At 59.4% G+C, this 12567-nt stretch carries 14 protein-coding genes; 6 read left to right on the top strand and 8 right to left on the bottom strand.

Annotated elements, in window-relative coordinates; translation table 11 throughout:
* Positions 1-246: 246 nt before the first annotated feature.
* Positions 247-945, top strand: a complete 699-nt coding sequence (locus ACFWHB_RS12430) for a B3/B4 domain-containing protein (protein ID WP_395948530.1) — start codon at positions 247-249, stop codon at positions 943-945.
* 80 nt (positions 946-1025) lie between these two features.
* Here ACFWHB_RS12430 and sugE read toward each other — a convergent pair whose 3' ends face one another.
* Positions 1026-1340 (bottom strand): quaternary ammonium compound efflux SMR transporter SugE, encoded by a 315-nt coding sequence (sugE, locus tag ACFWHB_RS12425; RefSeq protein ID WP_139744377.1) that lies wholly within the window; start codon positions 1338-1340, stop codon positions 1026-1028.
* A gap of 329 nt (positions 1341-1669) precedes the next feature.
* Here sugE and asd point away from each other — a divergent pair, with 329 nt between their 5' ends.
* On the top strand, positions 1670-2782 hold the full coding sequence (gene asd / locus ACFWHB_RS12420) for an aspartate-semialdehyde dehydrogenase (RefSeq protein ID WP_395948529.1): 1113 nt from the start codon (positions 1670-1672) through the stop codon (positions 2780-2782).
* A 126-nt stretch (positions 2783-2908) separates the two neighbouring features.
* Here the strand turns inward: asd and cspD are convergent, their stop codons facing one another.
* On the bottom strand, positions 2909-3127 hold the full coding sequence (gene cspD / locus ACFWHB_RS12415) for a cold shock-like protein CspD (protein WP_005300025.1): 219 nt from the start codon (positions 3125-3127) through the stop codon (positions 2909-2911).
* Between the two features lie 228 nt (positions 3128-3355).
* On the opposite strand from cspD, the gene clpS reads away from it, so the two are divergent.
* Both clpS and clpA read left to right on the top strand, forming a co-directional pair.
* Positions 3356-3673 (top strand): ATP-dependent Clp protease adapter ClpS, encoded by a 318-nt coding sequence (gene clpS / locus ACFWHB_RS12410; protein WP_005325410.1) that lies wholly within the window; start codon positions 3356-3358, stop codon positions 3671-3673.
* Positions 3674-3733: 60 nt separating this feature from the next.
* Positions 3734-5986, top strand: a complete 2253-nt coding sequence (clpA, locus tag ACFWHB_RS12405; RefSeq protein WP_106886978.1) for an ATP-dependent Clp protease ATP-binding subunit ClpA — start codon at positions 3734-3736, stop codon at positions 5984-5986.
* Positions 5987-6055: 69 nt separating this feature from the next.
* Here the strand turns inward: clpA and infA are convergent, their stop codons facing one another.
* From infA to aat, 3 genes are read right to left on the bottom strand one after another with little or no spacing between them, the layout of a single operon-like run.
* Positions 6056-6373, bottom strand: coding sequence for a translation initiation factor IF-1 (gene infA / locus ACFWHB_RS12400; protein ID WP_231557514.1), 318 nt, complete (start codon positions 6371-6373; stop codon positions 6056-6058).
* Positions 6343-7059: an arginyltransferase gene (locus ACFWHB_RS12395; protein ID WP_139435447.1), complete on the bottom strand. Its 717-nt coding sequence runs from the start codon at positions 7057-7059 to the stop codon at positions 6343-6345. Before ACFWHB_RS12395 ends, infA begins: the two co-directional genes overlap by 31 nt.
* Positions 7056-7763, bottom strand: a complete 708-nt coding sequence (aat, locus tag ACFWHB_RS12390; protein WP_395948528.1) for a leucyl/phenylalanyl-tRNA--protein transferase — start codon at positions 7761-7763, stop codon at positions 7056-7058. The genes ACFWHB_RS12395 and aat overlap by 4 nt, the downstream gene beginning before the upstream one ends.
* 17 nt (positions 7764-7780) lie before the next feature.
* Here aat and ACFWHB_RS12385 point away from each other — a divergent pair, with 17 nt between their 5' ends.
* Entirely contained in the window at positions 7781-8251 is a 471-nt protein-coding gene (locus ACFWHB_RS12385) for a glycine zipper 2TM domain-containing protein (protein ID WP_234676977.1), read from the top strand.
* 99 nt (positions 8252-8350) lie between these two features.
* Here ACFWHB_RS12385 and ACFWHB_RS12380 read toward each other — a convergent pair whose 3' ends face one another.
* From ACFWHB_RS12380 to ald, 3 genes are all read right to left on the bottom strand, one after another.
* On the bottom strand, positions 8351-9592 hold the full coding sequence (locus ACFWHB_RS12380; protein WP_395948527.1) for a diguanylate cyclase: 1242 nt from the start codon (positions 9590-9592) through the stop codon (positions 8351-8353).
* A gap of 56 nt (positions 9593-9648) precedes the next feature.
* Positions 9649-10599 carry a thioredoxin-disulfide reductase gene (gene trxB, locus ACFWHB_RS12375; protein ID WP_395948526.1) on the bottom strand — a complete coding sequence of 317 codons (951 nt, stop codon included), beginning with the start codon at positions 10597-10599 and terminating at the stop codon, positions 9649-9651.
* A gap of 183 nt (positions 10600-10782) precedes the next feature.
* Positions 10783-11898 (bottom strand): alanine dehydrogenase, encoded by a 1116-nt coding sequence (ald, locus tag ACFWHB_RS12370; protein WP_106886973.1) that lies wholly within the window; start codon positions 11896-11898, stop codon positions 10783-10785.
* A gap of 150 nt (positions 11899-12048) precedes the next feature.
* Between ald and lrp the strand changes: the two genes are divergently transcribed.
* The gene (gene lrp / locus ACFWHB_RS12365; protein WP_005300047.1) at positions 12049-12540 is read left to right on the top strand and encodes a leucine-responsive transcriptional regulator Lrp; all 492 of its coding nucleotides are present in this window, start codon (positions 12049-12051) and stop codon (positions 12538-12540) included.
* The last annotated feature ends 27 nt before the right edge of the window (positions 12541-12567 follow it).

Genomic DNA, 12567 nt, shown 5'->3' with positions numbered 1-12567 from the left:
GCGGCCAGGACAATCCCCTTCCAGGTGCGGGTCAGGTTGCCGTCGGTGGCCGGCATAGTCTGGGTTATTAGCTCTCCTGAACAACATTAAGAAAAAGTAGATTTTTTTATGCCATGCCGCCGTCCATCATGGGGCCGATTTGTTTCTTCGTGGTGACAAGCATCACGCGCTAGCCCTCTGGGCATGGGTCACTTGGCCTCGTCTGCCGTTCTCGCCTTCGCCACGATTCACCCATTGGGAGTTGCTATGCCATTCATGACACCACAGATTGATGCCAGGGTGACCAGCCTGGCCCCGGGATTCCGGGCCCTGAGCATCCAGGTCGACGGGGCCACCATGGTCGATCGCAACGTCGGCGCACAGGCGCTGGCGCGGGCCTGCCAATACGTTGCGGCGGGCGGTGCTCCCTGGGCACAGGATCATCTGTCCGCCTGGGGTGAGGTGTTCAAACGCTTCGGTGCCAAGCCCCAGCGGACCCCCTGCTCGGCCCAGGCGCTGCTCAAGCGGGTGCAACGGGAGGGCTGCCTGCCCTGCATCGATCCCGTCGTCGATCTCTACAACGCCATTAGCATCGAATACGCCATCCCCGTCGGTGGGGAGGATCTCACCGCTTATGAGGGGTCGCCCCGGTTGATCATTGCCGATGGCACCGAACTGTTTGACACCATGAAGGAGGGGGCCCCTGCCCACGAGACCCCCGAACCTGGCGAGGTGGTCTGGTGTGATGACAGAGGCGTGACCTGTCGCCGCTGGAATTGGCGCCAGGGGACCAGAACCCGGCTCAGCGCCGAGTCCGGGCAGATGTGGTTTATTCTGGAAAGCTTGCCTGAAATGCCGCTGGCGGCGCTGCAGGAGGCCGGTGATCGGCTGATCGAGGGGTTAAGGCAGATGATGCCGGGTGCCCGGATTGAGAGTGTGCTGATAGGAAGCCCAGACGGGGCATGAGGAAAACATAATGGCCACCCTGGGTGGCCATTTTTTATACGCGCTGCTGGGGCGCCGCGGGCTGCGCTTCCATCTCGTTATCAGCCGATAACCTTGAGCCCCAGGATACCGCCAATGATCAGCAGCAGGCAAAGCACCCGGGCCAGGGTGGCCGGCTCGTTGAACAGCCAGATCCCCATCAACACTGTGCCGACCGCGCCTATGCCGGTCCAGACCGCGTAGGCGGTGCCAAGGGGCAGTTGTTTGACCGCCATGGCGAGCAACAGCACGCTCACCCCCATGGCAGCTAGGGTCAGCAGGGTGGGGAGGGGACGGCTGAAACCGTCGGTGTATTTGAGGCCGATGGCCCAGGCGACCTCGAACAGGCCGGCCAGTAGCAGGAGTAACCAGGGCATATGAGTATTCCACGCGGGGCAGGGTCGTCCCTGCGAGTCAAGAAGGCCTTGGGGTCGTCCCCAGGGGGCAGTGGTTGCCAGTCGGACATCATGATGCCTGAGCGATGGGGAGTCCGCCAAGCGCGGTAGCCCGGAACCCATGGTTATTGCGGCAAATGACACAGATTATTGCGCAATTCGACTTGCGCCCGTCGCCACAATCCGTAATGTGGACAGACGCATTAATTACACATCATGCTTGTGGCCAATTTGTGAACGGACCCGTGTCCGGCAAGGGATCACGGCGTATGAGACTTCATTTTTACAGCAGCTATCCAGGGTAGGACATTATGAAAAAAGTTGGTTTGGTCGGTTGGCGTGGCATGGTGGGTTCGGTACTGATGAGCCGGATGCAGGAAGAGAAGGATTTTGCCCGCATTCAACCCACCTTCTTCACCACCTCCCAGGCCGGTGAGGCCGCCCCCAATTTCGGCGTCGATGCCGGTACCTTGCAGGACGCCTTCGACATCGAGGCGCTGGCCGCGCAGGAGATCATCATCACGGCTCAGGGTGGCGACTACACCAAGGATGTCTATCCCCGTCTGCTGGCCTCCGGCTGGCAGGGTTACTGGATTGATGCCGCCTCCTCCCTGCGCATGGAGAAGGACGCCGTCATCATCCTGGATCCGGTCAACGGCGACGTGATCGACGAGGCGCTGGACAAGGGGATCAAGACCTTCGTCGGCGGTAACTGTACCGTCAGCCTGATGCTGCTGGCCCTGGGTGGCCTGTTCAAGGCCGATCTGGTGGAGTGGGTGAGTGTGGCCACCTATCAGGCCGCATCGGGCGGTGGCGCGCGCCACATGCGCGAGCTGGTCACCCAGATGGGGCTGCTGCGCGACGAAGTGGCGGTGGAGCTGGCGGATCCCGCCTCCGCCATCCTCGACATCGAGCGCAAGATCACCGAGAAGACCCGATCCGGCACCCTGCCGGTGGACAACTTCGGCGTGCCGCTGGCCGGTGGCCTCATCCCCTGGATCGACACCAAGCTCGACAACGGCCAGAGCCGCGAAGAGTGGAAGGGTCAGGCCGAGACCAACAAGATCCTGGGGATCGAAGATACCGCCATTCCGGTGGATGGTCTCTGCGTGCGGATCGGTGCCCTGCGCTGCCACAGCCAGGCCTTCACCATCAAGCTGAAGAAAGACGTGCCGCTCCCCGAGATCGAGGCCCTGCTGGCCGCCCACAACGACTGGGTCAAGGTGATCCCGAACGATCGCGACATCACAGCCCGCGAGCTGACCCCGGCCGCCGTCACCGGTACCCTCAGCATCCCGGTAGGCCGTTTGCGCAAGCTCAACATGGGCCCGGAATACCTGGCGGCCTTCACCGTGGGTGACCAACTGCTGTGGGGTGCCGCCGAGCCGCTGCGCCGCATGCTCAACATCCTGCTGGCACGCTGACAGGGATGGCTCGCAAGAGCACACAATAAGGAAGGCCTGGCCTTTCTTATTGTGCCGGCACATCGAGCGACATAAAAAAACGGCATCCTTGCGGGATGCCGTTTTTCAATTTATCCAGTTTGACTCTTACATGTTCTGTGCTTCGTTTGGCACGATGACAGAGGCGTGATTTCCTTTCGGCCCCTGCTGCAATTCAAAGTTGACTGCCTGACCCGCTTTCAAGGTCTTGTAACCTTCCATTTGAATCGTGGAGTAGTGAGCGAAGATGTCTTCACCACCGCCTTCCGGACAGATAAACCCAAATCCTTTTGCGTTGTTGAACCACTTGACTGTTCCGGTTGCCATACATCTACATCCTTTTATTGATTACCCTGAAGTCGTTGAGTAACCTGCGCCAGCCTTATATAACTAGAGCATCACCCCGTAGCAGACGGGCGCCGATTAGCAAGTAACCAATCTAGTCCAACTTTTAAGCGAGTCAAGAAGTTGTTAACAACCGATGTGATCTGGTTAACAAGTCTATTGACAATCTTGAGCGAGACGGTAGTAATCTAGAGGTACCAAAGCGCAACTATGAGCAAGCAGAAAGAACTCTTTGCTAATGAAGAGATTGCAGAAGCAGAGAAAACGAAGCTGCAACCGCCACCCATGTACAAGGTCGTCTTGAACAACGATGACTACACACCGATGGAGTTCGTGGTGGAGGTGCTGCAAAGGTTCTTTGGTATGGATCTGGAGAAGGCCACTCAGGTCATGCTGAGCGTGCATTATAGTGGTAAGGGAGTCTGCGGCACATTTACCGCCGAGATTGCCGAGACCAAAGTGGTCCAGGTCAACACCTATTCACGTAATAACGAACATCCACTGCTATGTACCATGGAAAAGGCTTGAATCTGATGACTTGATGGCGATAACGACACCGCATTGTTGCTGTACTGAGGGGAGGTGCCTATGTTGAACAAAGATCTAGAAAAGACGCTGAACGAGGCTTTCAAACTGGCCCGTGACGAGCGCCACGAATTCATGACCGTCGAGCACCTGTTGTTAGCCCTGCTGGATAACAGCTCAGCCCATGAGGCGCTGAGTTCGTGTGGTGCGGATGTGGAGCAGATGCGCAAGGAGATCCGCGCATTCATCAATCAAACGACCCCGCTCATCCCCCGCGATGACGAAGACAGAGAAACCCAACCGACCCTTGGCTTCCAGCGCGTGCTGCAACGTGCCGTGTTCCATGTCCAGTCGTCGGGCAATACCGAGGTGAGCGGCGCCAATGTGCTGGTCGCCATCTTCAGCGAGCAAGAGTCCCAGGCCGCCTACTTCCTGAAAAAAGCCGAAATAAGCCGCCTGGATGTGGTGAACTTCCTCTCCCACGGGGTGCGCAAAGACAGCAAGCCCGAAAGTGGCGGCAACAATGCCGAGTCCGATGATGAGGTCTCGTCAGCCCAGATCGAGAGCTTCGCCACCAATCTCAACCAACTGGTGCTGGAGGGGCGCATCGACCCGCTGATCGGTCGCGATCAGGAGCTGAGTCGCACCATCCAGGTGCTGTGCCGTCGGCGCAAGAACAATCCCTTGCTGGTGGGGGAGGCTGGCGTGGGCAAGACCGCCATCGCCGAGGGGCTCGCCTATCGTATCGTCAAGGGTGACGTGCCCGAGGTGATAGCTAACAGCACTATATATTCCCTGGACATGGGCTCCCTGCTGGCAGGCACCAAGTACCGCGGTGACTTCGAGAAGCGTCTCAAGGTGCTGCTCAAGCAGATCGAACGCCAGGAAGGGGCCATCCTCTTCATCGACGAGATCCACACCATCATTGGGGCGGGTGCAGCCTCCGGCGGTCAGCTGGATGCGGCCAACCTCATCAAGCCGCTACTCTCCAATGGCCTGCTGCGCTGTGTGGGATCCACCACTTATCAGGAATATTCCCAGATCTTCGAAAAAGATCGGGCTCTGGCGCGCCGTTTCCAGAAGATCGACATCGTCGAGCCGAGCATAGATGACACCACTCGTATCCTGATGGGGCTCAAGAGCCGCTATGAGGCGCACCATGGCGTGCGTTACACCGTCAAGGCCATCCGTGCCGCGGTCGAGCTCTCCGCCAAGTACATCAACGACCGTCACCTGCCGGACAAGGCCATCGACGTGATCGACGAGGCAGGGGCGGGGCAACGTCTGTTGCCGGTCAGCAAGCGTAAAAAAGTGATCAATGTGCCGGAGATCGAGGCCATAGTCGCGAAGATTGCCCGCATCCCGGAGAAATCTGTCTCCTCTTCCGACAAGGAGGTGCTGAAGAACCTGGAGCGCAACCTCAAGATGGTGGTGTTCGGCCAGGACAAGGCCATCACCGTATTGACCGATGCCATCCGGCTGTCACGCTCCGGCCTTGGCAACGAGCGTCGTCCTGTGGGCTGCTTCCTGTTTGCCGGCCCGACCGGGGTGGGCAAGACCGAAGTCACTCAGCAGCTCGGCAAGGCGCTTGGGGTCGAGGTGCTGCGTTTTGATATGTCCGAATACATGGAGCGCCATACCGTCTCCCGCCTGATTGGGGCACCTCCCGGCTATGTGGGCTTCGAGCAGGGCGGCTTGCTGACCGATTCTGTGCTCAAGCATCCCCATTCGGTGGTGCTGCTGGACGAGATCGAGAAGGCGCACCCGGATGTCTTCAACTTGCTGCTGCAGGTCATGGACAACGGCACCCTGACGGACAACAACGGGCGCAAGGCCGATTTTCGCAACGTGATCCTGGTGATGACCACCAACGCGGGGGTGCAGGAGACCCAGCGCAAGTCCATTGGCTTCCAGCAGCAGGACATGAGCCACGATGCCATGGCGGTGATCAACAAGACGTTCAGTCCGGAGTTCCGCAACCGGCTCGATCACACCATCTGGTTCAACCATCTGGACATGACGGTGATCCATCAGGTCGTCGACAAGTTCATCGTCGAACTGCAGGTACAGCTGGATGCCAAAGGGGTGTCACTGGAGGTATCTGAAGAGGCGCGGCACTGGTTGGCCGAGAAGGGTTATGATAGGGCAATGGGTGCAAGACCCATGGGACGGGTCATTCAGGAGCACCTCAAGAAGCCGTTGGCCAATGAGATCCTGTTCGGCTCACTGGTCGATGGCGGAGTGGTGAGAGTGGAGCTGGTGAATAACAGCCTCAGCTTTGACTTCCAGGTCAATGTTGAAGCTGTCTCTCACTAAATGTGATTGAGGCCAGAAACGACAAAAAACCCCAGCCGAGAGGCTGGGGTTTTTTGCTGAATTCCTGGCTTAGCGAGAGCGGAAAACAATACGTCCCTTGGAGAGATCGTACGGAGTCAGAGCCACCGTTACTTTGTCCCCAGTCAGGATACGGATGTAGTTTTTGCGCATCTTGCCGGAAATATGAGCGATAACCACGTGACCATTTTCCAGTTCCACACGGAACATGGTATTGGGCAAGGTTTCGAGAATGGTACCCTGCATCTCAATACTGTCTTCTTTAGCCATTGAATCCTCTTGATAAGCCACAACAAAAAACCGCTGGATCATGCCGGATTTAAGGCTATGTGTAAAGTTTACTCGGGCTTGGTGTCGATATTTTTCCATTCTCCCTGCACCAGCAGCTCGTGGGGCAGGTATTGGCGTTTGTAATTCATCTTGCGACAGGCCTCCACCAGATAGCCCAGATACAGCCAGCTGCGGCCCGTGCGCCTGGCTAGTTCCAACTGGCTCAGAATGGCAAAGGTGCCCAGAGAGCGGTCGGCATAGTCAGGATCGAAGAAGGTATACATGGCGCTCATGGAGTGGGGTAGCAGGTCCGTGGTGGCCACCCCGATGAGGCGTCCCTCCTTGCGTATCTCCATGTAGAGCGGTGGCATCCAGTCGCAGTGCAGGAATCCCTTGTACTGGGTCCGACTCGGCGGGTACATGCTGCCATCGTGGTGGCGCTCGCGGATGTAGCGCTCATAGAGCTGGTAATACTCGGGTTTGTCGTCGTAACTCAGCACCAGCTCGAGATCCCGGTTCAGCTGACGCACGCGTTTCTGACTGCGGTTCGGCACGAAACGCTCGCTGTGGATGCGCAGGGACTGGCAGGCACTGCAGGCCGGGCAATGGGGGCGATAGATGTCGTTGCCACTGCGCCTGAATCCTGCCGTCAGCAGTCGCTCATAACCGGCCGCATTAAGCAGCTCATGATCCATCAGTACCAGCAACTGCTCCTGCTCATGGCCGAGGTAGCTGCACGGGTGTCTGGGGGTCAGGCCTACCTTGAGGATCACTTCTTCTGTCATAGGCTGATTCTCCTCTGCTGCCAGCAACCGTCCTGCAGTGGTTGCCTGGTCAGGCGCGCCAATGTGGTCAGAAACCGGCTTCTTGGCCACTCCTGGACCCCCAGGGTGGCCAGGAAGTCGTTCTGCATCTGGCAATCGATGAGGGCACCCCCATGGCGGGAAAAGTGACGACAGAGCGCCACCATGGCCAGTTTGGCGCCGTTATTGATGCGGCTGAACATGGATTCACCGCAGAAGAGGCGGCCAAGGGAGAGACCGTAGAGCCCCGCCTGCAACTCCCCGTCCTGCCAGATCTCGATGGAGTGGGCATGGCCCTGGCGGTGCAACTGCCGATAGGCGTCGATCATGGGGGCGCTTATCCAGGTGCCGCTGGCGCTGCGACGGGGGGCGGCGCAGGCCGCTATCACCTCATCGAAGGCACTGTCGACGGTAATGTCGAAGGGGGTGCGGCGCAGATACTTCTGCAGGCTGCGCCCTATGTGCAGCTCATCGGGCACTATCACCCCCCTGGGATCCGGCGACCACCACAGCAGTGGCTGGTGTGGCTCATTCCACGGAAAGATCCCGCTGTGATAAGCTGCCAGCAATCGAGCAGGAGAGAGATCTCCCCCAATCGCCAGTAGGCCGTTGGGCTCTTCCAGCGCATGGCTGGGGGAGGGAAACCAGCACAGCTCATCATCCAGTTCGGTGAGATAGCGAGACATAAGACAGAGGTTCACAGATGAAGGCCATTATCCTGATAGTATCCAGCTTGCTGGGCTTTGTCACGGCGCCCGCCTGGGCTGCACCCTATGAGCGCAATACTGCGCGCCCCGTCGATCAGGTGGTGTTTGGCCAGGTGGAAACGGTGCGCAATATCACCCAGCGCCAGGTGCTGGAATCCGAGCATACCGGCTGGAAAACCCTGGGGGGCGCCGTGCTGGGGGGGCTGCTCGGCAACCAGTTTGGCGGCGGTCATGGGCGGGAGATAGCCACCGCCGTGGGGGCATTGGCGGGGGCGGCCGCGGTGCAGCACTACCAGTCCGGTGGCAGCGTGGTGGAGAACAAGCTGGTGGAGCTGCTAATCCGCAACGAGCAAGACGGGCTTATCAACGTGATCCAGGATTACGATCCGGCCATGGTGTTTGCGAGCGGGGACAAGGTGCGCATCCTCTATTTCAGCGATGGGGTGCGGGTCGACAAGACCTATTGAGGAAACCCGTGGGCGGGCAGGGCGTGAGGAGGGGGAATAACCCGGCGGCCGCAAGGGGCGCCGGGCGGTACTACACGGAGCGTCTCACTCGAGACGTGCTCAGGCGTCCTGGGAGACTATCTTGTCACGACCCGTGTTCTTTGCCTGATACAGCTGGCGATCTGCCTCGCAGAGCGCCTCGTCCATGGAGAGCCGCCCGACGTTGATGACGCCAAAACTGGCGCGCACGAACAGCGGCACTTCCCGTGACAGCGGCTGCTGACGCAGCTGTTGCCGCAGCCCTTCCAGCCGCTTGAGCAGCACGGGAACCGGGCAATGGGGCACCATCAGGGCAAACTCCTCCCCACCGAAGCGGGCTATCATGGCATCCGGGAAGAACTGGGAGAGCAACCGGGTCAGGTGGCAGAGCAGCTCATCGCCGATGGCATGGCCCCAGTGATCGTTGACCAGCTTGAAATGATCCACATCGAGCACGCACAGGGCGAGCTGCGCCTGCTGACGCTGATGCTCCTCGAACCACTTCTGCCCCTCGTTGAACCAGTAACGCCGGTTGTAGAGCCCGGTCAGGTAGTCGCGGTTGGCGGATTCCTGGATGCTGTTGAACTGCTCAAGGGCCTCCAGATTGTGGCTGACCCGGCATTGCAGCTCCTCCGGTTCGAACGGCTGGTTGAGAAAATCGTTCGCCCCCTGCTTGAGGTAGCGGGCAGAGAGGCCGTGCTTGTCCGACACCGAGATGCCGATGATGGCGAGCTGCTGCTTGCTGTAGCGCTCCCGCAGCATCCGCACCAGGCTGATGCCGTCTATCTCCGGCATGTAGTAATCCACCAGCATCAGGCGAATGGCCGGGTGCTGCTCGAGCAGGGCCAGGGCATCCCGGGCGCAGGTTGCCTCGTGCACCAGCAGCAGTTGCTTGCGCAGCTGGGCGGCGGTGCGATGACGGGAGGTTCGCGAATCATCGACCACCAGCACTTCTATGGCCTGGTTGAGGTAGAGGCGGTGCACCAGGCTGACGGCGTATTGCAGGGAGTGCCGTGAATCCTTCATCACGTAATCCAGCACCCCGGCCTCCAGCCAGGCTTCCCGTTTCTCCTCGCTGATGTCGGCGGTGAGGATCACCACGGGCAACCCTCGCGCCAGCAACACGTTGACGGCTTCTCCGCTCGGGGCATCCGGCAGGGTGAGATCCACCAGGGCTACCACGTACTCTTCTCCCTGGCAGTCACGGGCACCCTCCAGGGTATCGAACGCATCTATCTCCAGCCCGGTTTGCTGCGCAATGGCCTGGGTCAACATGCGGCGCACCGTCAGGCTGTCTTCCACAATCAATATTTTCCGTTTCATCCGGCTCCTTAAAAGAAAAGGGCATGCCACTTGGCATGCCCTTTATATCCTTGTGCTTATTGTGCGTCCAGATATCGCTCGGCATCCAGGGCCGCCATGCAGCCGGTACCGGCTGAGGTGATCGCCTGACGGTAAACGTGGTCGGCCACGTCGCCGGCGGCAAACACGCCTGGGATGCTGGTCTGGGTCGCGAAGCCTTCCAGGCCGCCACGGACCTTGAGGTAGCCGTTTTCCATCGCCAACTGGCCTTCGAAGATCTGGGTGTTGGGCTGGTGACCTATGGCGATGAAGACCCCCATCAGCGGCAGCTCGGAGGTGGCGTCGTCCCGGGTGCTGCGCAGGCGCACGCCGGTCACGCCCATGTTGTCGCCCAGCACCTCGTCCAGGGTCTGGTGAGTGTGCAGCACTATGTTGCCGCTCTCGACCTTGTCATTGAGGCGCTTGATCAGGATCTTCTCGGCGCGGAACTCGTCGCGGCGGTGGATCAGGTGCACCTTCTTGGCGATGTTGGCCAGATAGAGCGCCTCTTCCACAGCGGTGTTGCCGCCGCCGACCACGGCCACTTCCTGGTTGCGATAGAAGAACCCGTCACAGGTGGCACAGGCGGAGACGCCACGGCCCTTGAAGGCCTCTTCGGAAGGCAGTCCCAGGTACTTGGCGGAGGCGCCGGTGGCGATGATGAGCGCGTCGCAAGTGTATTCACCGTTGTCACCCTTGAGACGGAAGGGGCGCTGGGTCAGCTCCACTTCATTGATGTGATCAAAGAGGATGCGGGTATCGAATTTTTCCGCATGCTCTTTCATGCGCTCCATCAGGGCCGGGCCGGTCAGCCCTTCCGCATCACCTGGCCAGTTTTCCACCTCTGTGGTGGTGGTCAGCTGACCACCTTGCTGCATGCCGGTGATGAGCAGGGGATTGAGGTTGGCGCGGGCGGCGTAGACGGCGGCGGTGTAACCCGCCGGGCCTGACCCCAGGATCAGCAGTTTGCTATGAATGACTTCGCTCATGATGTGATTTCCGAGACGTGATGAGTTTGCGCGATTGTAGGTAATTCGTGATCCGGGGTCAAAGGCCAGGGCATCGATTGTGGCAATCGCCAAAGAGGGGGGAGGGTGGCCGGATTGCGCCATAAAAAAACCGCCCATCGCGGGCGGATTTTCACTCATCGACGCACCCTTGCGGGGACGGGATCAGTTCAGCAGGGTCAGGGGATCCGTGTAGGCCAGGTTGTGCGCCACGGCGACCTCCTTGCAGGTGATCTTGCCCGCCATCACGTTCAGGCCGTGCAACAGGTGGGGATCGCTGAGCAGTGCACCGCGATAGCCCTGTTCCGCCAGCTTGATGATGAAGGGCAGGGTGGCGTTGTTGAGGGCCACTGTGGAGGTGCGGGCCACGGCGCCTGGCATGTTGGCCACGCAGTAGTGCACCACCTCGTCGACGATGAAGGTGGGATCTTCGTGGGTGGTGGCGTGCGAGGTCTCGACGCAGCCGCCCTGATCGATGGCCACGTCCACGATGGCGGAGCCCGGCTTCATGCGTGCAATGTGGTCACGGCTGACAAGTTTTGGCGCAGTGGCGCCCGGCACCAGCACGCCGCCGATGACCAGATCCGCCGCCAGCAGGTGGCGCTCCAGGGTCTCGCGATTGGAGTAGACCACCTTGGCTGCCCCCTGGAACTCGCTGTCGAGACGGCGCAGGGTGTCGATGTTGTTGTCGAGTATGGTGACATCGGCACGCAGGCCGATGGCCATGCGGGCTGCGTTGGAACCCACCACGCCACCGCCGATGATCACCACCTTGGCCGGTTCGACTCCGGGCACGCCGCCGAGCAACATGCCGCTACCCCCGCGGGACTTCTCCAGCGCTTGGGCACCGGCCTGAATAGACATGCGCCCGGCCACTTCCGACATGGGTGCCAACAGGGGCAGGCCGCCACGGCCATCGGTGACTGTCTCGTAGGCGATGCAGACGGCGCCGCTGTCGACCAGCTCCCGGGTCTGGGCCAGGTCTGGCGCCAGGTGCAGGTAGGTAAAGAGGGTCTGGCCCGGACGCAGCATGGCGCGCTCGACCGCCTGGGGTTCCTTGACTTTGACGATCATCTCCGCCTTGGCGAAAACGTCTGCCGCGGAGGCCAGGATCTCGGCTCCGGCAGCCAGATAATCTGCGTCACTGAAGCCAATGCCATTTCCTGCGCCGCTTTGGACGAAAACGGTATGGTTTCGTGCTGTCAGTTCACGTACACTGGCCGGAACCATGCCTACGCGATATTCATGGTTTTTTATTTCCTTAGGTACACCGATAATCATGCTATCCCTCGTCTATCGATTGGTGGTTTATGTTGCCCAGATGTTAAGCAACATTTGCGCCTAGTATATTCAGGTATTGACAGGATTTGTGACCATTATTATAAAATGACTGGTGATTCTTACCAAAAAATAGCCAAAGGATGGAATTAAATGATGGAAGCTAAGAGTCGGCTAAAGGATTTGGACAGGATTGACCGCAACATTCTGAATGAACTGCAAAAGGATGGCAGGATTTCGAACGTTGAGTTGTCCAAACGAGTTGGCCTGAGTCCCACACCGTGTCTGGAACGGGTTCGTCGCCTCGAGCGTCAAGGCTATATCGAAGGATATGCCGCTATTCTGAACCCTCATTATCTGGATGCGTCTCTGCTGGTGTTCGTGGAAATTACCCTCAATCGTGGCGCCCCCGACGTTTTCGAACAGTTCAACAAGGCTGTTCAGGTGCTCGAAGAGATCCAGGAGTGCCATCTGGTGTCCGGTGATTTCGACTATCTGCTCAAGACCCGCGTCAGCGACATGTCGGCCTATCGCCGCCTGCTGGGGGAAACCCTGCTGCGTCTGCCCGGCGTCAATGACACCCGTACCTATGTGGTCATGGAAGAGGTCAAGCAGAGCAGCCGTCTGGTGATCAGCACCCGATAAGCGGGATTGTGCTGTGACTTGCAAGCA

Source organism: Aeromonas mytilicola subsp. aquatica (assembly GCF_044336385.1).
In the GTDB taxonomy this organism is placed as follows: Bacteria; Pseudomonadota; Gammaproteobacteria; order Enterobacterales; family Aeromonadaceae; genus Aeromonas; species Aeromonas rivipollensis.
Note: the sequence above shows the minus strand (reverse complement) of the source record. Positions and strands in the feature narration are given on the sequence as shown.

Coding starts and splice junctions, on each gene's coding strand:
- ACFWHB_RS12430 (WP_395948530.1), top strand. CDS start 247: ATGCCATTCATGACACCACAGATTGATGCCAGGGTGACCAGCCTGGCC.
- sugE (WP_139744377.1), bottom strand. CDS start 1,340: ATGCCCTGGTTACTCCTGCTACTGGCCGGCCTGTTCGAGGTCGCCTGG.
- asd (WP_395948529.1), top strand. CDS start 1,670: ATGAAAAAAGTTGGTTTGGTCGGTTGGCGTGGCATGGTGGGTTCGGTA.
- cspD (WP_005300025.1), bottom strand. CDS start 3,127: ATGGCAACCGGAACAGTCAAGTGGTTCAACAACGCAAAAGGATTTGGG.
- clpS (WP_005325410.1), top strand. CDS start 3,356: ATGAGCAAGCAGAAAGAACTCTTTGCTAATGAAGAGATTGCAGAAGCA.
- clpA (WP_106886978.1), top strand. CDS start 3,734: ATGTTGAACAAAGATCTAGAAAAGACGCTGAACGAGGCTTTCAAACTG.
- infA (WP_231557514.1), bottom strand. CDS start 6,373: ATGGAAAAATATCGACACCAAGCCCGAGTAAACTTTACACATAGCCTT.
- ACFWHB_RS12395 (WP_139435447.1), bottom strand. CDS start 7,059: ATGACAGAAGAAGTGATCCTCAAGGTAGGCCTGACCCCCAGACACCCG.
- aat (WP_395948528.1), bottom strand. CDS start 7,763: ATGTCTCGCTATCTCACCGAACTGGATGATGAGCTGTGCTGGTTTCCC.
- ACFWHB_RS12385 (WP_234676977.1), top strand. CDS start 7,781: ATGAAGGCCATTATCCTGATAGTATCCAGCTTGCTGGGCTTTGTCACG.
- ACFWHB_RS12380 (WP_395948527.1), bottom strand. CDS start 9,592: ATGAAACGGAAAATATTGATTGTGGAAGACAGCCTGACGGTGCGCCGC.
- trxB (WP_395948526.1), bottom strand. CDS start 10,599: ATGAGCGAAGTCATTCATAGCAAACTGCTGATCCTGGGGTCAGGCCCG.
- ald (WP_106886973.1), bottom strand. CDS start 11,898: ATGATTATCGGTGTACCTAAGGAAATAAAAAACCATGAATATCGCGTA.
- lrp (WP_005300047.1), top strand. CDS start 12,049: ATGATGGAAGCTAAGAGTCGGCTAAAGGATTTGGACAGGATTGACCGC.